Source organism: Pseudomonas sp. TWP3-2 (genome assembly GCF_049897765.1).
In the GTDB taxonomy this organism is placed as follows: Bacteria; Pseudomonadota; Gammaproteobacteria; order Pseudomonadales; family Pseudomonadaceae; genus Aquipseudomonas.
In genome coordinates this window covers 88,754-112,739 of the sequence record NZ_JAFCWW010000001.1, presented here as the reverse complement: position 1 = coordinate 112,739, position 23,986 = coordinate 88,754, and the positions used below count along the sequence as shown (strand labels likewise).

Sequence of the window (23,986 nt, the reverse complement as noted above, 5' to 3'; positions counted from 1 at the left end):
AGAGAAGGACTTTCATGCTCAAAACCCTCGCGGTGGCCAATTACCGCTCGATCAACAAATTGGTGATTCCGCTTGGCCGCCTGAACCTGATCACCGGCCCCAACGGCAGTGGCAAGTCCAACCTGTACCGGGCACTGCGCCTGCTCGCGGAAACCGCACAGGGCGGCGTAGTGAATGCACTGGCGCGTGAAGGCGGGCTGGACTCGACGTTCTGGGCCGGGCCGGAAAACATTAGCCGACGCATGCGTAATGGTGAAGTGCCGATTGAATCGACCGTGCGCCATGGCGTTAAACGCCTGCGACTGGGATTTGCCGGGGAAGATTTCAGCTATGCGATCGCGCTTGGCTTGCCTGAGCCGAGCCGTTCGTTCTTTGCCCTCGACCCGGAAATCAAAAAAGAATGCATCTGGGCCGGGCCACTGTATCGTCCGGCCAGTCTGCTGGTAGAACGCGCCGGGGCAATGATCCGCACGCGCGACGGGCGAAGTTGGGATGTATTGGCCCAGCACACGCCGACCTTCGACAGTCTGTTTGATCAAGTCGGCAGCCTGCGCACCTCGCCGGAAGTGTTCCAGATGCGCGAATTCATCCGGCGCTGGCGCTTCTACGATCACTTTCGCAGCGACGCCGACGCGCCGGTGCGCCAGCCGCAACTGGGCACGCGCACGCCGGTGCTGCATCACGATGGCCGCGACCTGGCGGCAGCGTTGCAGACGATCATTGAAATCGGCGATCCCGAGGCGTTGCAAACAGCGATCAGTGACGCTTTTCCCGGAGCACGACTGCATATCGAACCGCAGGCCGGCGGACGTTTCGCCATCGAGTTTTATCAGGAAGGATTGCTGCGGCCATTGTCGGCGGCGGAGTTGTCGGATGGCACGCTGCGTTATCTGCTGCTGGTCGCGGCGCTGCTGACGCCACGGCCACCGTCGCTGATGGTGCTGAACGAGCCGGAAACCAGTCTGCACCCGGATCTGCTGCCGGCGTTGGCGCGGCTGATTATTCGGGCGTCGGAGGAGTGTCAGGTTTGGGTGGTGTCGCATGCTCGGCGGTTGATTTCGGCGTTGCAGGAGGATGAGGAATGCAATTGCATCGTGCTGGAGAAGACGCTGGGGCAGACCGGGATTGTCGGGCAGCGGATGCTCGATGAGCCGGCGTGGAATTGGCCTGACTAAGTGTGTCAGTTGGAGAGCCCCTCACCCTAACCCTCTCCCGGGGGAGAGGGGACTGATTGGGGGATGCTCAGGAATTACACCGACCTGAAAGTGCCTCTGTGAATCCATAATCGACTCAGTATTTCAGGTCGATGTACAACGCGAGACACCTCGGTCGGCTCCCTCTCCCTTGGGAGAGGGCTGGGGTGAGGGGCAGGCCTCACCACCGAATCAACAGGCAATCACCTCACCCCTGCCACTTCCCACCCTCGACAATCACGCTCTCAGGCCTGGTGTCATCGCTCAGCTCTTTACGCACGTATTGGTCATACAGCTTAAGCAGGTATTTCTCCTCACCCAACTTGGCCAACTCAGCGTTCACCCAGTCACGCAGTTCGATGTTGCCCTTCTTCACCGCCGGGGCAATCGGTGCTTCGGCGCCGAGTTTTTCATCCAGCACGCGGTAGCCCGGGTTCTGTTTGGCCCAGCTGAACAGCACCAGATTGTCCTGCGCGTAAGCATCGCCACGACCATTGGCCAGGGCTTGCAGTGACTCGGAGTTTTTCTCGAATTTCAGCAGCTTCCAGTCCGGGTGATTCTTGGTCAGCCAGATATCGGCCGTAGTACCGGTGGTGACGATGGTGGTGCGGCTCGCCAGATCATCGAGCTTCTTCACGTCGCTGCCCTGCGGCACCAGCGCCTGCACCGCAACCTTGAGGTTCGGGTTGGTGAATTCCACCGCTTCCTTGCGCTCCGGGGTGACGGTCATGTTGGCCAGGATCAGGTCAACCTTGTCGCTTTGCAGGAACGGAATGCGGCTCGCCGGCTCCACCGCGACGAACTCGACCTTGTTCTCGTCGCCGAGCAGATCCTTGGCGAAACGACGGCCGATGTCGGTATCGAAACCGACATAGCGGCCAGTTTCATTGACGAAGCCGAATGGCGGCTTGTCGGTGAATACGCCGACGATCAATTTGTCGCGCGCCTTGATCTTGTCCAGATAGCTGGCAGGGGCGGTGCTTTCGCTGGCGACTTTCGGCTTGGCCGGTTCGTCGGTCTTGTTGCAGCCGGCCAGCAGCGCGAGGCTAAGTAGCGGCAGTACGAATAATGCTTTGGCAGTTTTCATGGCAGTTCCAGTTCCTTGGTTCGAGTCGTTTTGGGCAGTGCTGCGACGTAGGAGAATTTCTCCAGGAACTGCTGCGCGCGTGCGGTTTGCGGGTTCGTAAAGAAAAGCTCGGGCGGGTTCTGTTCGAGGATGCGCCCGGCATCCATGAACACGATGCGATCGGCCACCGCGCGGGCGAAGGCCATTTCGTGGGTGACGATCAACAGGGTCATGCCTTCGCGGGCCAGCCCCTGAATCACTTCAAGTACTTCCTTGACCATTTCCGGATCAAGCGCAGCGGTAACTTCATCGAAGAGCATGACCCGTGGGTTCATGCACAACGAACGGACGATAGCGATGCGTTGCTGCTGACCGCCGGAGAGCTGGCGCGGAAAAGCATCACGCTTGTCCGCCAGGCCCACGCGTTCGAGCAGCGCTTCGGCTTGCTGCTGCGCTTCGCGGCGTTGGCGTTTCTGCACTTTCAGCGGGCCAAGCAACAGGTTGTCGAGCACGCTCATGTGGGGAAACAGGTGATAACTCTGGAACACCATGCCGATCTGCTGGCGGATATCACGCCAGTCGGTGTCCTTGTCCAGCAGCTCACGGCCGGCAAATTTCAGCGAACCACTGTGGGCCACTTCGAGACCGTTGAGGCAGCGCAGCAGCGTGCTTTTGCCGCAACCGCTGGGGCCGAGAATGACGATGACTTCGCCGGATTTGACGCTCAGGTCGATGCCGTTGAGCACCTGCTGCTCGCCGAAGAATTTGTTGAACCCGTGAAACTCGATCAATGCGCTCATGCTTGTGTCCAGCGCCGCTCGAGCACGCGCGAGGCGGCCGAAAGCGGGTAGCAGATGAAAAAGAAAAACAGAAACAGCACGCCGTAGATCAGCACCGATTCGTAGGTGCGCTCAATGATTTGCTGGCCGACCTTGATCACATCGACCACGCCGATCAGCACCGCCAGCGAACTGGTCTTGATGATCCGTGTGTAGACGTTGATGGTCGGTGGCGTCATGCGTTTGAGCGCTTGCGGCAGCAGCACGTAGCCGAACAGTTGCGGTGCACTCAGGCCAATCGACAGCCCCGCCTCACGCTGCCCGCGCGGCAACGAATGCAACGCACCGCGCGCCACTTCGCCAACCTCGCTCGCGCCCCACAACGACAGCACCAGCACTGCGCACCAGAAACTCGGCAAGCTCACGCCAAAGAAAATCGGCAGACCGAAAAACAGCAGATACAGCCAAACCAACACCGGAATCGCGCGGAACAGCTCCAGATAAATCCGCAGAATCACGTTCAGCCACCTCACGTTCAGCGTGCGCAGCACACCGTAGAGCACGCCGCCGACGGTGCTGATGGCGATGCTCAGAAATGAGATCGACAAGGTCTGCCCGGCACCTTTGGCCAGTTGCGGCAACGACACCCAGAGCAATTCAAGACCCGAACTGGCCATGCTGGATCCTCCGTTCCAGACGGCTGAGCAGCAGCGACAGCGGCAAGAACAACAGCACGCAAATCAGCGTCAGCACGGCGAGCATTTCGTAGGTTTTGTAATACAGCGCGATGTAGCTCTTGGTGGTGTAGAGGATTTCCGGCACCGCCACGGCAGAGACGATGGTGGTTTCCTTGAGCAGAAAAATGAAATTGGCGAACAGCGACGGCAGGCTGAGGATTCCCGCTTGCGGCAGGATCACGTAACGCAGCAACTGGCCGTGAGACAACCCGATGGAACGGCCGGATTCAAGCTGCGCCTGCGGCACGGCATCGACCCCGGCACGCAGCACTTCCGTCAGGTAAGCACCGCCAAGGAAGGTCATGGTGATAATCGCAGCGGCGAAACCGGAGACTTTGATCCCCAGCGCCGGCAAGGCGAAATACACGAAGAACAGCTGGATCAGCAGCGGCGTGTTACGCGCCAGTTCCACATACAGGCCGACCAGTCTTTGCAGGTACGGCGTGCGGAATACCAGAATCGTCGCGTTGAGCAACGCCACCAGCATTGAGGTGCCGATAGCGATCAAACCTACCTGCAGGGTCACGCCCACGGCTTTGAGAAACGCCGGCAGGGTGCTGAGGATAAATGCGTAATCGAAGGTCATGAAACGTCCTGACGCCACTGGGTAAGCGGCGGTGATGCACTCCATGGACAGCGAATGGCTGTCCGGCAGGCATCGACTTTAAAGGTATAAAAACCAGAATTTAAATACCTTTAAAGCATATTGATATCACTCAAAAAACTATCCCGTGGGTTTGCCGGGAAGGAATAAGAAGGCTATTTTCCTTTTCGCTGTAGGAAGGGTCTTTTTTTCGGGAAAGCCCTCCAAGGACGAACAGCTTTTGGCCAGACTCCCCGGCCAAACCATTACAAGGAAGAGAATATGGCTGACGTAAAAGTGCCGCAGCGACTGGATCCGCAGGACATTGTGAAATTGCTGGTGGCGTTGCGCCGGGCGTTGAAGACCACGGCGTAAACCAAAAGCCCCTCACCCCAGCCCTCTCCCGGTGGGAGAGGGGGCCGACCGAGATGTCTCGCGGCATACATCGACCTGAGAAAACGAGTCGATTATGGATTGCACAAGGCAGGACTCTGAACGACTGAGTCGATTATGGATTCGGCAAAGCAGGATCAGGTCGGCGTATATCTGAAGCATCCCCCAATCAGTCCCCTCTCCCCCCGGGAGAGGGTTAGGGTGAGGGGCTTTTAAGGCATACAAAAACGCCGATGACTATCACTAGCCATCGGCGTTTTCACACCTGAAGGGGGTGTTTCAAAGCGTCAGATCAGAACGCCGGCAATACCGCGCCGTTGTACTTCTTCTCGATGAACGCTTTGACTTCCGGGCTGGTCAGGGCTTTGGCCAGTTTCTGGATTGCGTCGCTGTTCTTGTTGTCCTCACGGGCCACCAGGAAGTTCACGTACGGCGAATCAGCACCTTCGATCACCAGCGCATCCTTGGTCGGATTGAGCTTGGCTTCCAGCGCGTAGTTGGTGTTGATCATGTCCAGATCAACTTCCTTCAGAACGCGTGGCAGCAGGGCCGATTCGAGTTCCTTGAACTTGAAGTTGTGCGGGTTCTTGGCGATGTCTTTCGGCGTGGCCAAAGCGTTTTTCGGGTCTTTCAGTTCGATCAGGCCAGCCTTCTGCAGCAGGATCAGGGCACGGCCGCTGTTGCTGCCTTCGTTCGGGATCGCGATGGTCGCGCCGTCTGGCAGTTCGGCCAGGGTTTTGTACTTACTCGAGTAGCCGCCGAACGGTTCAACGTGCACGCCCTGCACAGTCACCAGATATTTGGCTTTGTCGTCCTTGTATTTGCCGGCGTTGAAGCTGTCCAGGTACGGTTTGGTCTGGAAGTAGTTGGCGTCCAGACGCTTCTCGCCAACCTGCACGTTCGGCTGCACGTAGTCGGTGAAGACTTTGATTTCCAGATCCACGCCTTCTTTGGCGAGGGTCGGTTTGATCAGTTCGAGAATTTCAGCGTGCGGTACCGGGGTCGCAGCAACTACCAGCTTCTCGCCGGCCTGAGCCAGGGAAGCAGTCAGAGCAGCCGCCAATGCGGTAAACAACAGAACCTTTTTCATGCAGTGTCCTTATCGAAAATCACGGTCGTCATCGACGACGGCATTAATACGTGTGCCAGCGATGTGCTACTGCTGGCGTGAGTCGGACAATACCGGGATTTTTTATTCCCGGACAATAACGATTATTCACCTTCATATGCATTTTGTTCATATGCAGGCGTTAGACCAGTCCGCTGTTCTTCAATAGTTGTTTAAGCGCGGTCTGGTCAGCGTTGGAGCCGCTGTCGAGGATCTGTCTGATCTGGTTTTCGATCTGCGTCAGCACCGGCGGCAGGTTCAGATGCTCGGGCAAGATCTCGTCGCCAGTGCTCACCAGCAGCGCAAAGTGAATGACGTTTTCCAGCTCGCGGGTATTGCCCGGCCAACTGTGCTGTTCGAGTACATGCTGCGCGGCTTCGCTGATCAGCGGCACCGGCAGATCCAGACGCTGGCTATAGATGCCGAGGAAATATTCGGCCAACGACAGGATATCGCCGATGCGCTCACGCAATGCCGGCAGTTCCAGATGACCTTCGCTGAGATAGTGATAGAGCCGCTCATGGAATTTCCCCGCCGCCACCGCTTGCGCCAGATCGATGCTGGTCGCCGCCACCAGGCGCACGTCCACCGGACTTGGCTGATGCGCGCCGACGCGGGTGACTTCGTGATTCTCCAGCGCGCAAAGCAATTTGATCTGAATCGGCAGCGGCAGGTCGCCGATTTCATCCAGGTAAAGCGTGCCGCCATTGGCCGAGCCGAACCACCCGGCGCGACTGCTGGCCGAACCGCTGTAACTGCCGGCGGCATAGCCGAAGAGTTCGGCGTCGGCGTAGGTCGGGCTGATCGCGCCGCAGTTCACCGAGACGAACAGACCGCTGCGATCACTGGCGCGATGAATATGCCGGGCGAGCAATTCCTTGCCGGAGCCGGTTTCGCCGCGAATCAACACCGAAATCGAACGCGGGGCCAGATTTTCCAGCTCTTCGCGCAATTGCCGCGAGCGTGGATCGACGAACACCAGCGCCTTGGCGCGGATGCTCAGGGGACTTTTTTCCGCATCGGGAAAGGTCAGCAACGGCTGACCGAAGGTTTCAAGACTCATGGCAGACTCCCGCCCAAAACCGCCGGGAGACGGGGGCGATTGTTAGATAAAAAAGAAAGGCTTCAAGCGCGACGCCGGGCGTGGTGTTCCAGGCGATTTTGCAGGCGATACAGATAGGCAAAACCCTGCTCCCAGCGCTGATGCCCGGACTTCACATTGATGTGCCCGGCACCGGCGAGAATCCCCGCCTCGGCGCCCCAGTTGCGCGCCAGCTCCAGCGCGCGCGGCGCACTGACGGCGGCGTCGTTGTCGGAACTCACGACCTGGCTCGGAAACGGCAAAAGGTCAGTTGGAATCGGTGCGAAATTACGCAATGCCGGCGCGCAGGCCGGACGTTCGACATCTGCCGGCGCGACCAGCAACGCACCGCGTACCTGACGCAGGTAATGCAACGGCGCAGTCGCCGCCCAATGCGCGACGGTGACGCAGCCGAGGCTGTGGGCGATCAGGATCACTGGCGTGCTGTCGGCGGCAATCGCCTCGGCCAGCGCGGCGACCCAGTCTTCGCGACGCGGGGTCAGCCAGTCGGCCTGCTCCACGCGCGCGCTGTTGGGCAGGCTGTTCTGCCAATGGGTTTGCCAATGATCTTCTGGCGATCCTTGCCAGCCCGGCACAATCAGATAGCGGATTGATTCGTTGCGCATGGGGGTGCACTCCTGCGTCGTGTCTGTTACTGGAGGAGTATAGGGAGAGGATTTATATTCGTTAAGGAATAAGAAGCTATTTATTAAGACCTGAAACGCATATGTAGTGCGAAGCAAAAAAAGGGCCGCACCCTGCCAAGGAGACGGCCCCGGAAAACTTGAAAAACCCTTACCGCGCAGTAATCACCGACAACTTGGTAATCCCCGCCCGCTCGATCGACGCCATGGCTCGCGCCACTTCGCCGTAATTCACTCCGTCATCCGCCTGCAATTGCACGCGTACTTCCGGGTCTTTGGCCTTGGCCGATTTAAGGTTGAACTCCAGCAGATCCGGCTGGATTTCATCCTTGTTGATAAACAGTTTGCCGGCGCCGTCGATGCTCACCACCAGCGGGTCTTTCTGCTCGACCGGCGCCACCGCTTCGGTCTTCGGCAGGTTGATCGGGATCGCGTTGGTCAGCAGCGGCGCGGTGACGATAAACACCACCAGCAGCACCAGCATCACGTCCACCAGCGGTGTCACGTTGATCTCGCTCAGCACCTCATCGCTGTCTTGCGTGGAGAAGGCCATATCAGGATGCCTCCTTCACTTTCGCTGCGTTGCCCTGCGCCGCGACTTTGTTTGCCGTCGGGTGAATCAACACGCGGAACGCACTCTTCTGCGCCAGGCTGTAGAAGTCGTGGGCAAAATCGTCGAGATCCGCCGCGGTCAATTTCAGAAGCCGCAAAAAGTAGTTGTAAACCAGCACCGCCGGCACCGCGACCGCGATCCCCACACCCGTGGCGACCAGCGCCGCACCAATCGGGCCGGCGACGGTTTCCAGACTTGCCGAGCCTGCTGCGCTGATGCCCTTCAACGCTTCCATGATTCCCCACACCGTGCCGAACAAACCAATGAACGGCGAGGTACTGCCAATACTCGCGACCACCGCCAGACCGGTTTCCAGCGAACGCCGCTCGCGGACGATCTGCTGCCGCAAGGCACGTTCCAGACGATCCTGATGGTTGATCGCATGGCTCAGATCCGCTGCCTGCGGCGCCTCGCCCACCTGAATCGCCGCGTAACCGGCCTGCGCCACTCGGGCCGCAGCGCCGGGCTGGGTTTCGCTCAGCTCGGCGGCGGAATCGAGACTCGACGCCGCCCAGAAGCGTTTATGGAACTTGCGATCCTGCGCTTTCAATCGACCGAACTGCACAGCCTTGAGCAGAGCCAGACCCCAAGTGGCGACGGAAAAAACCACCAGCAGCCAGATCACCGCGCTTTCGATGGATTCCAGTGGAGATGCCAGTAACGTCATGATGTGTTCCCTCGTGTAAACGTTTAGCGCGAATTAGGTTTCGGTTTAATGAATCTTGAAATCGATGGGTACGCTGACCCAGCCGTCCTGGGCGACATCACCCTGCTTGGCCGGGACGAAACTCCATCGCTTCACGGCGTCCTGTGCCGCGTCGTCGAGTTGTTGCCGGCCGCTGCTTTTCTGAATCTGGATCTCACCCGGTTTGCCGTTGGCCAATACGTGCACCCGTAACAACACCGTGCCTTCCCAACCGCGACGCTGGGCCAGCGACGGATATTCCGGCGCCGGGTTTTTCAGGTAAGCGGCATTGGCCGAGGCCGGGGTTACCGGTGCCGGCGCTGGTGGTGCAGGAGGCGCAGGCGCGGCGACGGGTGCTGTCGGTTGTGGCGGCGCCGGGGGTTGTTCAACCGCCTTCGGGGCCGGTTTTGGAAGCGGTTTGGCCACCGGCTTCGGTTTTGGCTTGGGGATCGGTTTCGGTGGCGGCGGCTTCACCGCGAGCTCGTCTTCAACCGGCGGCGGTGGCTCGACCACAGGCGCTGGCGGCGGCGGTTCAACCACCGGTGGCGCTGGCGGCGCCGGGCGCGAAAATTCGATGGTCATCGGTGGAATTTCCGGCGGCACAATTGGCAGTGCTGGCGTCGGATGCTGGTTGATCCAGTAGATCACCGCGCCATGCACCACCAGCGCCAGCACGCCGAGCAGAATCGTTTCGCGGCGGCTCAGAATTCCCTTGGGCGCCCGCTGCAAACGCAGCTGCCCCAACGGCACGCGATGCGGCCGGCCGAGATCGACCAACTCACCATTCGGCGCCTGGCGCCACAGCACCTCCTGTGCACTGGCGGCGGTCTGGACATTGCCCATTGATTAACTCCCTGCGGTCTCTTTGCGGTCTCTTTGCAAAAGCTGTCGATTGCGCCGCTGTTGAATCCCCCACGACGCCATCGATGGGTCAAATCATTGGGCTTGACGCTTATCTCCGAAAGTAATCTTTCATGTTATGGATAGACGTTTATGGAATATGTAAAACGGTCAACCTCGCCAACGCCGCGGCCCATAAGGCCTACAGCTATACGAGTAAAACGGCATGCTTTTGCGGCATTGAAAATATTCGCGCAAGGCATCGGATAAAACGCTGATCCGGTATCCGGGGACAACTGATACGAAGTAGATAATTGATTTAATTTTTAATTACGCAAATAAAAAGGCCGATGCGTTGAATGCACCGGCCTTTATTTATTTCAGCGGCATTACTGTTTGACGAATTCTCCTGCGAGACCTACTACATCACCGTCAAAGTTGGTACGCGAGCCGACTGCACGCACTTTCGAGTAATTGTGATCCGGTGAGAACAGGGTCCAGGACTGATAGCCAGTGCCGTCATTCAGAGCCGAAAAAGTGATGATCGTAGGCTGACCGGTACTGTTCTGGAAGTGGTAGTGACCGTACGCGATGTCGTAGTTCACGCCATTCTGGCTGAATTTTCCGCTGAACGTGCCGTTGGAGTCGTTGCCATCGGTAATCGTCAGTTTGGCGCCAGCGTTGGCGTTTACATAAGTGCCATTAATGCTCGACATAATTCGATTTCCTTTATCGTTGGATAAGAGTCTTCCGATGAGAGCAAGTTTCCTCCTGGAAACTCACGAGACTCAGGATGGTTCGACATCGATAGCTTGTCCACGCGATTTATAAACCGAATTGCGATAAGTACCGTTCAAGTAACTCATAGCTTATTTCGATTTGCTCGAACATTAATTACATTTCAACTAACGACTGGCGTTGGTCTGTTGCACGCCAACCACAGGCGCAATCACTGCGGTTTCCGAACGCGGCGTCCCGGCTGGCACCCAGTCATAACTCACAGGCAACGCTCGATAGACCCAGTTGCTGATTGCATCGCTGCCCGGCGCCTTGCCTTGATACGGGCTGACGTATTCCCAAACGTTCTCGCCGCTGGCGGTGACCTGAAAAAAGCGCCCGTTCATGCCTTCATCGATCAGTGTGTTGCCGTTGGGCAAACGCCGCGCACTGCTGATGAACGAGCTGTAGAACGCCCAGCCCGGTTGCTTCGAATTGGCGGCGCTGTACTGCCAGACGATCTCGTTTTTCAGGTAAAGCGGTTTTGATGCGCAACATGATGCAGCTCCTTAAGGGTCGGATCAGAAGTCGTAGCGACCGGTAACGCCGAGGGTGCGCGGCGTGCCGAGCAGGCCTTCATAACCACCGTTGCCGCCGGTCCACAGGGTCGTGTAGTAGGTTTTGTCGAAGGCGTTTTTCAGCCACAGCGAGACGTCCCACTGGCCCTGATTGAAATCGCCGCGCAGACCTGTGGATAAGTTGACCACCGCGTAGCTCGGGATCTGCCCGTAGTCGGAATCTTCCACGGTGCCCACCGCTTTCGAGCGGAACGCATAGCTGCCGGTGACGTACGGCTGCAGGCCATTGGCGAGATTCCATTCGTACTTGCCGCTGGCGTTGCCGATCCATTTCGAAGCACCGACCACTTGATGGCCACTGAGATCGCAGGAGGCCGGAGCACCTGGCGCCTGGCTGACTTCCGGCGGGCATGGCGCATCTTTGTAAGAGAGGTAGCTGACGTCATTGAACGAGCCATTGAAGTTCAACGTCAGGCCGCGCACGGGGACAACGGTGGTTTCGAATTCCACACCGCGCGAGCGCACGGAACCGGCGTTGGTCAGATATTGCACGCGGTTGACGTCGTCGTAGGCATTGGTCTGATAGGCGTTGACCTGAGTCCAGAACAGGTTGGCATTGAGCTGCAAACGCCGATCCCACAAGGTGCTTTTGAAGCCAAGTTCAGCGTTGTTGGCGCGCTCGGTGCCGATCAGCAACGAGTCGGCGCCGGCAGTCGGTGCCGAGCCGACCGCGAGGTTGACCCCACCGGACTTCTCGCCGTGAGACAGGGTGGCGTAGCCGAGCAGATTATCGGTGACGCGATAGCTCAGGTTGAGCAAACCGGAAGGGCTGGAGCTGTACTGATTCAGATCGCCGGAATCATAAGCGCCCACCCTGCCGCGACGCGCCGTGGCCGCCGCGCCAGTTACTGCTACTCCGCCAACCGGTGCGTCGCGAGAGACATCGGCGTTCTTCTCTTCGTAGGTGCCACGCACTCCGGCGGTGAAGTCCAGACGCTCACTGAGGTGCCAGGTGCCTTGGGCGAACAGCGCGAAACTGTCGGTCTTGATATGGCCGTTGCCGACGCTGTCGACGTTGGCCAGCGCACCGCGTGGCGTGCCGTTCCAGATGTCCGCTTGCGGGCCGTAATTGAGGAAGGATTTGTTGTCCAGATCCGAGCCGAAGTAGTACGCGCCAAGCACGTAATCGAAGAACTCACCCTTGGGCGAAGCCAGGCGAAATTCCTGAGAATACTGTTTGTCCTCCACCGACACCCCGGCGTTGTAGCTGGCCGGCACGTTGAGGCCGTCGTCATTGCGCGGGGTGAAATTCCAGAAGCGATACGAGCTGACCGAGGTCAGGGTGTAGTCACTCGGCAGCGTCCAGTTGGCTTCGACCGAGGTGCCGCCCTGATGCACGGTGACGTGTTGATCGTTGTCCAGATTGACCTTGCGGTGCGAGCCGTTGACCAGCGTTGCGCCCGCAGCAGCGGCGCGCGCCGAATACAGGTTGGTGCCGTTGGTGGTCGGGCCGGTGCTGTACAGCACGCGAGTGCCGGCGCTGGAATCTTCTTCGTTGTAGTCGCCGATCCAGCGCAGATTGAAATTCTCATTGGGCTTGAACAGCAACTGCGCGCGGAAACCCTCGCGCGAACCGCCGTTCAGATCATGGCCGTTGTATTCGTTCTTGATGTCGCCGTCGCTGCGCGTGCGATACGCCGAAAAACGTCCAGCCAGCACATCGTTGAGCGGCCCGGAAATCGTGCCCTTGGTCTGGAAATATCCGTCCTCGCCAACCGAGGTTTCAATGCTGCGCTCGGGGGTGAAACTCGGTGCGCGGGTGCTGATGTTGATCACCCCGGCGGTGGTGTTCTTGCCGAACAACGTGCCCTGCGGCCCGCGCAAAACTTCGAGCTGTTCGATGTCCATCAAATCGAACACCGCCATCCCCGGACGGCCCAGATACACGTTGTCGATGTACAGCCCGACGCTGCCTTCCAGACCGTCACTCGCCGGGTTATTGCCCAACCCGCGAATCGACACGCTGGACTGGCGCGCATGCATATAGGCGACGTTGACGCTCGGCACCAGTTGCTGCAAATCCTGAATCCGGTAAACCCGCTGCGTCTCCAGCGTCTGCCCGCTGACCACGCTCATTGGTGTCGGCACGTCTTGCGAACTTTCTTCGCGACGGCGGGTGGTGACGGTCACGGTTTCCAGTTGCGAACCAGCGGTCGCAGTTTTTCCGGCGGTGGCCGGCGCAGAGGCTTCGGTCTCGGCCGCGTAAGCGTGAGTCCAACTTGCACTTCCTGCCAGCAACAGGGCCAGGGGCAGACGTTTGAGCCGTCGTGGCGGCGGCGGTGAAGCGAGGTTCAACGGACTCATAAAGGCTGCTCCTGATCAAAAAACACACAGATACCTTTCTCGCTGCATATTCTTTTAAGTTATTTATTTATGTTTTTAGAAAGATTTACTGCATAAGAGATTGCCTTTATAAGGAGTCGACCTAATGCATATCCAATGCATTTCTCGGATATTTTTTATGTGAAAAATGCATATCGACTTGCGGCAACTTCGTCACTTCATCGCCTTGGCTGATCAACGCAGCTTCGTCGCCGGCGCATTGGCGGTGAACCTGTCGCAGTCGGCCTTCAGCCGCAGCATTCAGGCGCTGGAGCACAGCGTCGGCTGTCAGTTGGTGGATCGCGGGCGCAAGGATCTGCCGCCGACCAAGCAAGGCCAGGTGCTGCTCGAACATGCGCGGCGGCTGGTCAGCGGCGCGCAGCAGATGGCCAACGAGATCAGCCAGTTCAACGGGCTGGAAGCGGGCGAGTTGCGCTTCGGCTGCGGCCCGGCGCCGGCAGCGGGTTTGATCCCGCGCGCGATTGGCAGCTTCATCAGCCGCTATCCGAAAGCGCGGGTGCATTACCAGGTCGATGACTGGCAGAGCCTGAGCAAACGCCTGCTCAGCGAAGAGTTCGAATTCTTCGTCGCCGACACTCGGCAATTCGAGGCAGACCCGGATTACCAGACCCATCGCCTGCGCCCGCGCAAATGGCATTTTTGCTGCCGCATCGGCCATCCGCTGGCGGGGCGCGAGCGAATCAGCGCGGCTGAATTGATGAGTTATCCGCTGGCGGTGAGCATCCGTCCGCCGAACCTGCGCAAGGTCATCGTCGACCTCAGCGGTCGCCCGGATTTCACGCCGAATGTGGAGTGCGAAAACAGCGCGAGTTTGCTTGGCGTAGTGCTGCGTTCGGATGCGATCGGGATTGTTGGCGCGTATTCGGATGCTTTGCATCTGGCCAAGGGTGAGCTGGTGTCTTTGAAGATCGAAGGGCTGGCGGATGATCTTGAGGAGCTGTACACCCGCTATGGGATTGTCAGCCGCGCCGGGTATCGCCTGTCGCCGCTGGCGGAGGCGATGATTGCGCAGATCAAGGCGATTGATGAGGTGGATGAAGAAGTGTGTTCCCTGGAGAATTTTGCGGTGTGATCCACCGCTATCGCTGCGATGCGGCGGGCCGACAAGCCAGCTCCCACAGGATTCGCGCCGAGCACAGATAATGCGAACTCCCCAGATACTGTGGGAGCTGGCTTGCCAGCGATGGCGGCAGCCCAGGCACCGATGCATTCCCTGCATAAAATCCATTCCCCGAAAGCACTTGCCGAACACCCCCATCGAAAGCGAAAACCCTCGCCTGTCCTTCTGACCGGTGAGCCTCATGTCCAAGCCCGAAAACCCCGTGCGCAACGTGCTGTACATCATGTGCGATCAGCTGCGCCGCGATTACCTGTCCTGCTACGGCCACCCGCATCTGCACACGCCGAACATTGATCGGCTGGCGGCGGCCGGCGTGCGTTTCAGCCGTGCCTACACCCAAGGCACGATCTGCGGGCCGTCGCGCATGTCGGCCTACACCGGGCGTTACGTCAGCAGCCATCAAGTGGCGTGGAACGCCGTGCCGTTGCCGCTGGAAGAACTGACCATCGGCGATTACCTGCGCCCGCACGGCATCCGCACTGCATTGGTCGGCAAGACCCACGCCACCGCCAATGTCGATGCCTTGCAGCGGCTGGCGATCAATCCAGACAGCGCGCAGGCCGAAGTGCTGAATGAAGTCGGCTTCGAACCCTACATGCGCCACGACGGCATCTTCCCCGACGACCCACTGTTCGACGACAAACGCGAATCCGCGCCCTACACCCATTACCTGCGCGAGCAAGGCTTCGAAGCTCGCAACCCTTGGCACGACTGGGCCAACGCTGCCGAAGGCGAAAACGGTGAAATCCTCAGCGGCTGGAAAATGCGCAACGCCGGTTTGCCCGCGCGCATTCCCGAGCAGCACTCCGAGACGGTTTACACCACTGATCGGGCCATCGACTTTATTGGCGAACAAGGCGAGCAACCCTGGTTTTTACACCTATCCTTCATCAAACCGCACTGGCCTTACATCGCACCTGCTCCGTACCACACCTTGTACAGTACGAAATCGATCCTCGATCCGGTGCGCGCCGCGCCCGAAAAAGCCAGCAACCACCCCGTCTACACGGCGTTTCGTCAACACGAGGAAAGCCTCAACTTCTCCCGCGACGCAGTACGATTGACTGTAATCCCCACCTACATGGGCCTGATCAAGCAAGTCGACGATCAGCTCGGGCGTTTGTTCGATTTTCTGCAAAGCAACGGCCGTTGGGACGACACCTTGATCGTGTTCACCAGCGACCACGGCGACTTTCTCGGCGATCACTATCTGGGCGAGAAAGAGTTCCTGCTCGAACAAGCCGTGGGCGTGCCACTGATCGTGCGCGATCCGCGTGCTGCAGCGGATGTCACGCGCGGAACGGTGGATGAGCGCCTGGCGGAAACCATCGACGCTCTGCCGACCTTTCTCGAAGCACTGGGAGTACCGAGTGCCGAGCATCGGCTCGAAGGGCGCTCATTGATTCCTCTGCTGCACGGCGAAAATCCGGACTGGCGCCGCTATGCGATCAGTGAATACGACTATGCCTTCCAGGCTCCGGCGCGGGAGCGACTGGGTCAGCCGATTGATCGTTGCCGCATGACCATGGTGCGCAGTGAACGCTGGAAATATCTGGCGTACGACGGCTTTCGACCGCAGTTGTTTGATCTGCTGAATGATCCGCAAGAGCTGGTTGATCTGGGGGCTGATCCGGCTTATGCGACGGTGCGTGAGGAGCATGCGGGGTATTTGTTCGAGTGGGTGCGCGGGCTGAAGCGGCGCACGACGATCAGCAATCGGGAGATTGATTTGCGCGGGCAACAGTTTCGCTATGGCGAGCCTGAGACCGAGAAATTGGTGCAGATCGGCGTTTGGTAGGTGAGCAAAATCAAGAGCCCCTCACCCTAACCCTCTCCCGGAGGGAGAGGGGACTGATTGGGGGATGCTTGAGAACTACATCGACCTGACCCTGCTTTACGAATCCACAATCGACATAGCTTTTTCAGGTCGATGTAACCCGCCAGACACCTCGGTCGGCCCCCTCTCCCACCGGGAGAGGGCTGGGGTGAGGGTAGCTTTTGATCCTCAGTCACGCCCCTTGATCGTCTGACTGCGCTGCCCCGAAGCCCCCACCGGCACTTCACCCTTGAGCGTCACCCGCCGCACCACCCGATCCTGAGTCCCGTAATCATCAATCGCATAATGCTGCGTCGAACGGTTATCCCAGATCGCCACGTCACCGGCCTTCCAGCGCCATCGCACGGTGTTCTCCTGACGAATCACATGACTCTGCAACAGCCCGAACAAATGCGCCGAATCTGCCTGGGAATAACCCTTGATGCGCTTCACAAAATGCCCCAGCAACAGGCTCTTCTCGCCGCTGATCGGGTGCACGCGCACCACCGGGTGCTCGGTCTCGTAGACGGTCGAGGTGAAGATCTTGCGATAGCGCTCAAGCTTCTCCGCCGACACGTCCGGCTTGGCGCCGGCGTAGTCATATTCGTTGCTGTGCACCGCGACCAATTTGTCTGCCAGTTCACGCAGCTCGGTCGGTAGTTCGTTGTATGCGGTGGCGGTGTTGGCCCACAAGGTGTCGCCACCGAACGCCGGAGCCACCACCGAACGCAGGATCGAGGCCTTCGGGTAGGCGTCGACGAAGGTCACGTCGGTGTGCCACGAGTTGGCGCGCTGCCCTTCTGCGCCGTCCAGTTCCAGCAAATAACGGGTGCCCTCGCGGGACGGCACGGTCGGGTGCGCCACCGGTTCGCCGAGCAAATGGGCAAAGGCTTCCTGGCGTTGATCGTCGAGCTGGGTCTGCTCGCGGAAGAACACCACCTTGTATTGGACCAGCGCCTGTTGAATCGCTTCGACGGTGACGGCGTCCAGGTCACCGGACAGGTGCACGCCACGGATTTCGGCGCCGATACGACCGGCCACCGGATGGATTTCCAGCGCGTGGACAGCGGGTTTTACAGCGCGTGCGGCATTGCTCATGGGTAGACCCTCATCGACTGCTTGCGGTTGGACGGCAGCGAAACAACGCTCTATCTATATTCATTTTAGATCTAATAGATATTTACATGCTTCGTTGACGGAATAAGAGCTTGCATTTAAAACCTCAAGCAACCCTCGTCGCAAATGCCTTCGAGCTATTTTTAGGATGCCGGAAAAGCATATGGATCTTCGCCAGTTGCGCTACTTCATCGCCCTCAACGAGCACCGCAGCTTTGTACGTGCGGCGGACGCCATGGGCATCACTCAACCGGCGTTCAGCCGCAGTATTCAGGGGCTGGAGCAAGAGTTTGGCTGTGTGCTGGTGGATCGCGGCAACAAGGATTTGCGTCCGACTCCGGAAGGCCAGGTCGTGCTGCAACACGCTCTGACCCTGGTGCAAGGTGCGGCGTTGCTCAGCGCTGAAGTGACGCAGATGACCAAGCTCGACGCCGGCGAACTGCATTTCGGCTGTGGTCCGGCGCCAGCGGTGAAGCTGGTGCCGGATGCAGTGGCGCAATTCATTAACGCGCACCCGAAAGTGCGCACCTGTTTTCAGGTGGATAACTGGGAAAAACTCAGCCGCGCGCTGACTCGCGAAGAGATCGAATTTTTCATCGCCGACATCCGCCATTTCGAGTCCGACCCGAACTTCCAGACCCAGCCACTGACGCCCAAGCGCGGAGTGTTTTTCTGCCGGCCGGGGCATCCACTGCTGGCCAAGGAAAGCCTGTCGACCAACGACATGTTCGACTATCCGCTGGCAACCACACTTATCCCGCCGGGCATTCGCAAACTGCTGGCGAACCTCAGCGGGCGGATCGATTTTTCACCGACCATCGAGACCGAGCATTTTCCGGCGCTGGTGAAGGTGGTGCTGCAATCGAATGCGATTGGCATCGGCACGGAAGAGGCGTTTTACGAGGACATTGCCCAGGGCTCGCTGGCGCTGCTGCACTGGCGCAACTTGCCGCAAAATCTGGAAAGCATGAATGCGCGGTGCGGGATTGTCAGCCGCACCGGGTTTCGCTTGTCACCGGCGGCGCGGGCGATGATCGAGACGTTGGTGGCGGTGGATAAGCAGCAGATCAGTGTTGCGGTTTAGGTTTTCTAAGATCAAAAGATCGCAGCCTTCGGCGCCACCCAATCGTTAACCTTGAACGGCTTGCGAATCAGCTTCTGCTGCGCCGCCAGATCGACCTTGTCCTGCAAGCTGCCAAGGAACACCGGGTCCAGCGTCGACGGAAACACTTCAGCCAATTTCTGATCCTTCAGATCCTCGGTCAAAATCACCGGTGGATAACTCGCCAGTCCCGAAACCAGCTGCACGTACGCGTCCTTGTTGCTCTCCTGCGTCAGCCATTCCACCGCTTGCTGCTGCGCCTTGAGCAGTTTGCTCACCGCCTCAGGATGCGCATCGACAAACTTGCCAGTGCCCACCAGCACCGACTGCACACTGCCGGCGCCACCCAGATCCTTGGTGTTCAGCGGTAACTCGGCCAGGCCTTTGATCTGCAACGCGGCCAACCCGGAACTGCCCCATGACGCGTCGATCTGCTTCGCTGCCAACGCTGCAACCGCCGCAGTGAAATCGAGGTTGATGACCTTCAGATCTTTTTCGCTCAAACCCTGACTGGCCAGCGCCGCATCGAACGACAACTGGGTCGCCGTACCGCGAAAGATCGCCACGCGTTTGCCTTTGAGATCCTGCAAAGTCTTGATCCCGGAAGCCGGCACCACGCCGAGATATTGCTTCACGCCACGTGCGCTGGCGCTGAGCAGACGCGTGTCCAGTCCGTTGGACTTGCCAATGATCGCAGCCAGGTCACCGAGGTACGCCAGATCCACCTGACCATTGGCGAACGCCTCGTTGATCACCGGGCCAGCGCCTTTGAAGAAACTCCACTGAATCTTGATGCCCTGCTCGGCGAAGGCTTTTTCGAAGATCTGCTGATCGCGCAATACATCGACCACACCACCGCCACTGTGCTGAGTGCCGGCGCTCAGATCGGGCACGGCGATGCGGATTTCCTTGAGCTCGTCGGCGCGGGCACTGAGCGCCAGCAGACCCGCCAGTGCCGGGATGGCAAACAGACTGATGACACGTTTGAAGGGAAGGTTCATGGGTGCGGCTCCTGGTCACGATGGGTGTTGAGGAGCTGAAAGTAGGCGCAATGCACATCTGCACTTAAATACTATAAAAGAACATTTTTATAGCTTTTTGAGCTAAGCCAGCAAATTCGGGACGTGGGGGAAGGTATGCATTGAGAGCATCGAAAATATTCTTCGAATGCATTGGATGCGCAGGGGCCGCAGGCCTTAAATGGCGTGCCTTATCTCTAAACAGATCAATAAATTGTTTTTATATAACTATTTGTTATCTGCTAATTCCGCTAAAGATCCAACCCGACAACGGAGGTCACCCATGGCCCGTGATTCGCTGCTCAGCCTGCCGCTGCCCGCGCCGCCGCTCAAAAGTCAGCGCGTGTGGCCGAGCCTGAGCCATCGGCTGTTGCCATGGATTGTGCCGCTGGCATTGTTTGCCTTGTGGTGGCTGGCGGCGCGCAATCACTGGATGAGCGAGCAGATCCTGCCGGCGCCATCGTTGGTGTGGAGCAGCGCCGTTGAATTGTCTCAAGGCGAGCTATGGAGCCATTTGTGGATCAGCCTGCAACGGCTGTTCTGGGGCTTGCTGGCCGGGATCTCGGCCGGTGCAATTTTCGGCGCGGCGCTGGGTTTCAGTCGGCGCCTCGAACGCCTGATCTTCCCGACCTTCGCCGGGCTTGCACAAGTGCCGACGCTGGCGTGGATTCCGCTGTTCATGGTGTTTTTCGGCATCGGCGAGGTGTTGAAACTGGTGGTGCTGATCAAAGCCATCGTGGTGCCGGTGACCCTGCACACACTGGTCGGCGTGCGGGATGCGCAACCGAAATTACGCGAAGCGGCGGCGGTGTTGCGCCTGCCGCCACACTTGCTGATCCGACGTCTGGTGCTGCCTGCCGCCCTCCCCGCATTCATGGCCGGCGTGCGTCTGGCACTGGCTGCTGGCTGGACCTCGTTGCTGGCTGTGGAGCTGCTGGCCTCGAGTGAAGGCATCGGTTATCTGATGGTCTGGGCGCGGCAGCTGTTCATGCTCGACATCGTGTTCGTGTGCATCGTGGTCATCGGCCTGATCGGTGTGGCGATGGACCGCGGTATCGGTCTGCTCGACAGCAAACTGGTGCACTGGCCGCACCCGGCCACCGCCGAAATCCGCCGTGGCCCGCGCTATGAAGGCTGGCAGCGTTTGCAGCCGTGGTTGTTGCCGCTGGGCTTGCTCGCGCTGTGGCAACTGGCGGTCGATCAACAGTGGGTCGATGCCGCGATTCTCGCCAGCCCGCTGAATGTGCTGGAAGCCACGCTGAATGGTTTGCTCGACGGCACGTTGGTCACCGGCATGGGCCTGAGTCTGGGCCGCACCCTTGGCGGTCTGTTGATCGGCGGCAGTCTCGGCCTGGCGCTGGGCTTGCTGCTGGGCCTGTCGCGCACCAGTGAACGGCTGCTCGGGCCGACCTTCGCCGCAATCCGCCAGATCGCAATTTTCGCCTGGGTGCCGCTGCTCACTGCGTGGTTCGGCCTGGGCGAACTGGCCAAGTGGGTGTTCGTCGCCCTCGCCGCATTCTTCCCGCTGTTCATCGCCACCCAACGCAGCGTCGCCAACCTCTCGCCGCAACTCAACGAAGCCGCACAAGTGCTGCGCCTGAGCCTCGGCCAGCGTCTGCGTCGACTGGTCCTGCCCGGCGCTGCACCGGGGATTTTCGCGGGTCTCAGGCTGAGCCTGATCTACGCCTGGCTCGGCACCATCGGCGCCGAATATTTCATGCCGTCCAACGGCGGCATCGGCAGCCAAATGATCGGCGCACAACAACTGCTACGCATGGATCTGATCATGGCCGGCATGCTGCTCGTCGGCCTCACCGGCGCCCTGCTCAACCTGATCGGCCAACGCCTGGAAATTCGCGCGACCCGCTGGAGACACGCATGAACGCACCGATTGTCAGCTTCAACCACGTAGGCAAATCCTTCGACGTCGACGGTTTCGAACTGGAGGCGATCCGCGAATTCAACCTCGACATCGCCGAAGGCGAATTCGTCGCCATCGTCGGCTCCAGCGGCTGCGGCAAATCGACTTTGCTGCGCTTGCTGGTGGGCCTCGATACGCAATTTCGCGGGCAGATCACTGTCGATGGCAAAGCCGTCAGCGGCATCGGCGGCGAGCGCGGCATCGTCTTTCAGGAACACCGTTTGTTCCCGTGGCTGACGGTGGCCGACAACATCGGTCTGGGCTTGGTCAACGAGCCGTTGAGCGCTGCCGAAAAGCAGCGCCGCGTCGAAGATTTCATCGACCTGGTCGGTCTGCGCGACTTCACCCGCGCCTATCCGCATCAGCTCTCTGGCGGCATGGCGCAGCGGGTGGCGATCGCGCGCGGCCTCGTCGCCAGCCCACGAATTCTGCTGCTCGACGAACCCTTCGGCGCTCTAGATGCGCTGACCCGTCAGCAGATGCAGGATGAGCTTCTGGCTATTCGCGCACGGGCAAAAATCACCACGATTCTAGTGACCCATGATGTCGAGGAAGCGATCTTCCTCGCCGACCGCGTGGTGGTGATGGAACCGCGTCCGGGTCGCATCAAGCAAGTGGTCGACATCGCGCTGCCCCATCCGCGCCAACGCAGCAGTTTTGACTTCCACCAATTGCGCGAAGAACTGCTGCACGAGCTGACCAGCGACGACCATTACCAACCGAGTGTGCCGGTGCAGATCCGTGATCTGCCGCTGTCATTTATTGCCTGCTGACCTGGAGTGTTTTGATGCCGCAACGTCCCAATTTTCTGGTGATTCTGGCCGATGACCTCGGCTTCTCCGACATCGGCGCGTTCGGCGGCGAAATCGCCACGCCGAACCTCGATGCGCTGGCCAACAATGGCCTGCGCCTGACCGATTTCCACACGGCGCCGACCTGTTCACCGACGCGCTCGATGCTGCTTACCGGCACCGATCATCACATTGCCGGCATCGGCACCATGGCAGAAGCGCTGACGCCGGAACTGATCGGCAAGCCAGGTTATGAGGGCTACCTCAACGACCGCGTCGTCGCCCTGCCGGAGCTGCTGCGCGAGGCCGGCTACCAGACCTTGATGAGCGGCAAATGGCACCTCGGCCTGACTGCCGAACTCGCGCCGCAGGCTCGCGGTTTCGAGCGTTCGTTCTCGCTGCTGCCTGGAGCCGCCAACCACTACGGTTTTGAGCCGACCTACGATGAGCAGACGCCGGGCCTGTTGAAATCCACTCCGGCGCTGTACATCGAAGACTCCACGTTCGTTGATGAATTGCCCAAGGATTTCTACTCCTCGGACGCCTTTGGCGACAAGCTGTTGCAGTACCTCAAGGAGCGCGATCAGAGGCGGCCGTTCTTCGCTTACTTGCCGTTTTCTGCGCCGCATTGGCCGTTGCAGGCGCCCAAGGACATCGTCGACAAGTACCGTGGCCGCTACGACGCCGGCCCGGAAGTCTTGCGCCTGGAACGCCTGGAAAAACTCAAGGCTCTGGGGCTGATCGAGCCGGATGTCGAACCGCATCCGCTGGTCCAACTAACGGCGCAATGGGATGCGTTAAGCGATGAGCAAAAACAGATTTCCGCGCGGGCAATGGAGGTCTACGCGGCGATGGTCGAGCGCATGGACTGGAACATCGGCCGGGTGGTCGATTACCTGCGCCAACAAGGCCAGCTCGACAATACTTTCATCCTGTTCATGTCCGACAACGGCGCCGAAGGCGCGCTGCTTGAAGCTTTCCCCAAATTCGGCCCGGAGCTGGTGACGTATCTGAGTCAGCATTACGACAACAGCCTCGACAACATTGGTCGGGCGAATTCCTACGTCTGGTACGGGCCGAACTGGGCGCAGGTGGCGACCGCGCCGTCGCGGCTGTTCAAGGCGTTCACCACCGAGGGCGGGATTCGCGTGCCGGCGCTGTTGCACTATCCGCAGTTGCCGCTGAAGGGGCAGATCAGCCACGGCTTTGGCACGGTGATGGACGTTACGCCAACCATTCTCGATCTGGCTGGCGTGCGTCATCCGGGCAAGCTGTGGCACGGCAAACCGGTGGCGCCGTTGCGCGGTAAATCGTGGCTGGGGTTCTTGTCTGGCGAGACGGCGCAGGTGCATGACGAACACACGGTGACTGGCTGGGAATTGTTCGGGCGCCGGGCGATTCGGCAGGGGCAATGGAAGGCTGTGTGGATTCCCGGGCCGGTGGGGCCGGCGACGTGGCAGCTTTATGATTTGGGGAGTGATCCGGGGGAGATTCATGATCTGGCGGTGAGTCAGCCGCAGAGGCTTGAGGCGTTGATCGAGCATTGGCAGCGCTATGTTGAGGAGACTGGGGTGATTCTCAGTGAGTCGCCGTTTCAGCCGGATTGAGGGTGCCTGAGCTACCGCTATCGCTGGCAAGCCAGCTCCCACAGGGTAATGCATTCCAAATGTGGGAGCTGGAT

General features: G+C 59.4%; 21 protein-coding genes and 1 pseudogene. 7 read left to right on the top strand and 15 right to left on the bottom strand.

The window, feature by feature from the left end:
• Positions 1 to 14 precede the first annotated feature (14 nt).
• Entirely contained in the window at positions 15 to 1,175 is a 1,161-nt protein-coding gene (locus tag ACP7EE_RS00445; protein WP_426232749.1) for an AAA family ATPase, read from the top strand.
• Between the two features lie 226 nt (positions 1,176 to 1,401).
• Here the strand turns inward: ACP7EE_RS00445 and ACP7EE_RS00440 are convergent, their stop codons facing one another.
• The 13 genes and pseudogenes from ACP7EE_RS00440 to ACP7EE_RS00380 form a co-directional block, all read right to left on the bottom strand.
• Positions 1,402 to 2,280: a transporter substrate-binding domain-containing protein gene (locus ACP7EE_RS00440; RefSeq protein WP_426232747.1), complete on the bottom strand. Its 879-nt coding sequence runs from the start codon at positions 2,278 to 2,280 to the stop codon at positions 1,402 to 1,404.
• A complete protein-coding gene (locus ACP7EE_RS00435) occupies positions 2,277 to 3,059 on the bottom strand; it encodes an amino acid ABC transporter ATP-binding protein (RefSeq protein ID WP_426202054.1) in 783 nt (260 codons plus the stop codon). The genes ACP7EE_RS00440 and ACP7EE_RS00435 overlap by 4 nt, the downstream gene beginning before the upstream one ends.
• Positions 3,056 to 3,715 (bottom strand): amino acid ABC transporter permease, encoded by a 660-nt coding sequence (locus ACP7EE_RS00430; RefSeq protein ID WP_426202055.1) that lies wholly within the window; start codon positions 3,713 to 3,715, stop codon positions 3,056 to 3,058. The genes ACP7EE_RS00435 and ACP7EE_RS00430 overlap by 4 nt, the downstream gene beginning before the upstream one ends.
• Positions 3,696 to 4,361, bottom strand: a complete 666-nt coding sequence (locus ACP7EE_RS00425) for an amino acid ABC transporter permease (RefSeq protein WP_426202057.1) — start codon at positions 4,359 to 4,361, stop codon at positions 3,696 to 3,698. Before ACP7EE_RS00425 ends, ACP7EE_RS00430 begins: the two co-directional genes overlap by 20 nt.
• 682 nt (positions 4,362 to 5,043) lie before the next feature.
• Complete coding sequence (locus ACP7EE_RS00420) at positions 5,044 to 5,841, bottom strand: MetQ/NlpA family ABC transporter substrate-binding protein (RefSeq protein ID WP_426202059.1); 798 nt, start codon at positions 5,839 to 5,841, stop codon at positions 5,044 to 5,046.
• Between the two features lie 160 nt (positions 5,842 to 6,001).
• On the bottom strand, positions 6,002 to 6,922 hold the full coding sequence (locus tag ACP7EE_RS00415) for a sigma 54-interacting transcriptional regulator (RefSeq protein WP_426202061.1): 921 nt from the start codon (positions 6,920 to 6,922) through the stop codon (positions 6,002 to 6,004).
• A gap of 62 nt (positions 6,923 to 6,984) precedes the next feature.
• The gene (locus tag ACP7EE_RS00410) at positions 6,985 to 7,566 is read right to left on the bottom strand and encodes an alpha/beta hydrolase (protein WP_420646724.1); all 582 of its coding nucleotides are present in this window, start codon (positions 7,564 to 7,566) and stop codon (positions 6,985 to 6,987) included.
• Positions 7,567 to 7,735: 169 nt separating this feature from the next.
• On the bottom strand, positions 7,736 to 8,137 hold the full coding sequence (locus ACP7EE_RS00405; protein WP_003220570.1) for an ExbD/TolR family protein: 402 nt from the start codon (positions 8,135 to 8,137) through the stop codon (positions 7,736 to 7,738).
• A 1-nt stretch (position 8,138) separates the two neighbouring features.
• Complete coding sequence (locus ACP7EE_RS00400; protein ID WP_426232743.1) at positions 8,139 to 8,864, bottom strand: MotA/TolQ/ExbB proton channel family protein; 726 nt, start codon at positions 8,862 to 8,864, stop codon at positions 8,139 to 8,141.
• 45 nt (positions 8,865 to 8,909) lie between these two features.
• The gene (locus ACP7EE_RS00395) at positions 8,910 to 9,725 is read right to left on the bottom strand and encodes an energy transducer TonB (RefSeq protein WP_426202066.1); all 816 of its coding nucleotides are present in this window, start codon (positions 9,723 to 9,725) and stop codon (positions 8,910 to 8,912) included.
• A 386-nt stretch (positions 9,726 to 10,111) separates the two neighbouring features.
• On the bottom strand, positions 10,112 to 10,438 hold the full coding sequence (locus ACP7EE_RS00390) for a hypothetical protein (RefSeq protein WP_420646721.1): 327 nt from the start codon (positions 10,436 to 10,438) through the stop codon (positions 10,112 to 10,114).
• Positions 10,439 to 10,627: 189 nt separating this feature from the next.
• Positions 10,628 to 10,972 (bottom strand): annotated as a pseudogene (locus ACP7EE_RS00385) (ArsR family transcriptional regulator); the annotation flags it as partial.
• Positions 10,973 to 11,020: 48 nt separating this feature from the next.
• Positions 11,021 to 13,381, bottom strand: a complete 2,361-nt coding sequence (locus ACP7EE_RS00380; protein WP_426232740.1) for a TonB-dependent receptor — start codon at positions 13,379 to 13,381, stop codon at positions 11,021 to 11,023.
• Between the two features lie 166 nt (positions 13,382 to 13,547).
• Here ACP7EE_RS00380 and ACP7EE_RS00375 point away from each other — a divergent pair, with 166 nt between their 5' ends.
• Both ACP7EE_RS00375 and ACP7EE_RS00370 read left to right on the top strand, forming a co-directional pair.
• Complete coding sequence (locus tag ACP7EE_RS00375) at positions 13,548 to 14,492, top strand: LysR family transcriptional regulator (protein ID WP_426232738.1); 945 nt, start codon at positions 13,548 to 13,550, stop codon at positions 14,490 to 14,492.
• 229 nt (positions 14,493 to 14,721) lie between these two features.
• Positions 14,722 to 16,338, top strand: coding sequence for an alkaline phosphatase family protein (locus ACP7EE_RS00370; protein WP_426232736.1), 1,617 nt, complete (start codon positions 14,722 to 14,724; stop codon positions 16,336 to 16,338).
• A gap of 207 nt (positions 16,339 to 16,545) precedes the next feature.
• Here ACP7EE_RS00370 and ACP7EE_RS00365 read toward each other — a convergent pair whose 3' ends face one another.
• Positions 16,546 to 17,454, bottom strand: a complete 909-nt coding sequence (locus ACP7EE_RS00365; RefSeq protein ID WP_426232734.1) for a TauD/TfdA dioxygenase family protein — start codon at positions 17,452 to 17,454, stop codon at positions 16,546 to 16,548.
• Between the two features lie 181 nt (positions 17,455 to 17,635).
• On the opposite strand from ACP7EE_RS00365, the gene ACP7EE_RS00360 reads away from it, so the two are divergent.
• On the top strand, positions 17,636 to 18,556 hold the full coding sequence (locus ACP7EE_RS00360; RefSeq protein ID WP_426232732.1) for a LysR family transcriptional regulator: 921 nt from the start codon (positions 17,636 to 17,638) through the stop codon (positions 18,554 to 18,556).
• A gap of 11 nt (positions 18,557 to 18,567) precedes the next feature.
• On the opposite strand, the gene ACP7EE_RS00355 is transcribed toward ACP7EE_RS00360, so the two are convergent.
• Entirely contained in the window at positions 18,568 to 19,575 is a 1,008-nt protein-coding gene (locus ACP7EE_RS00355; RefSeq protein WP_426232730.1) for an ABC transporter substrate-binding protein, read from the bottom strand.
• Between the two features lie 301 nt (positions 19,576 to 19,876).
• Here ACP7EE_RS00355 and ACP7EE_RS00350 point away from each other — a divergent pair, with 301 nt between their 5' ends.
• The 3 genes from ACP7EE_RS00350 to ACP7EE_RS00340 are packed head-to-tail and all read left to right on the top strand — an operon-like array spanning position 19,877 to position 23,912.
• On the top strand, positions 19,877 to 21,475 hold the full coding sequence (locus ACP7EE_RS00350) for an ABC transporter permease (protein WP_426232728.1): 1,599 nt from the start codon (positions 19,877 to 19,879) through the stop codon (positions 21,473 to 21,475).
• A complete protein-coding gene (locus tag ACP7EE_RS00345; RefSeq protein WP_426232726.1) occupies positions 21,472 to 22,287 on the top strand; it encodes an ABC transporter ATP-binding protein in 816 nt (271 codons plus the stop codon). Before ACP7EE_RS00350 ends, ACP7EE_RS00345 begins: the two co-directional genes overlap by 4 nt.
• Before the next feature lie 14 nt (positions 22,288 to 22,301).
• Entirely contained in the window at positions 22,302 to 23,912 is a 1,611-nt protein-coding gene (locus ACP7EE_RS00340) for an arylsulfatase (protein WP_426232724.1), read from the top strand.
• The last annotated feature ends 74 nt before the right edge of the window (positions 23,913 to 23,986 follow it).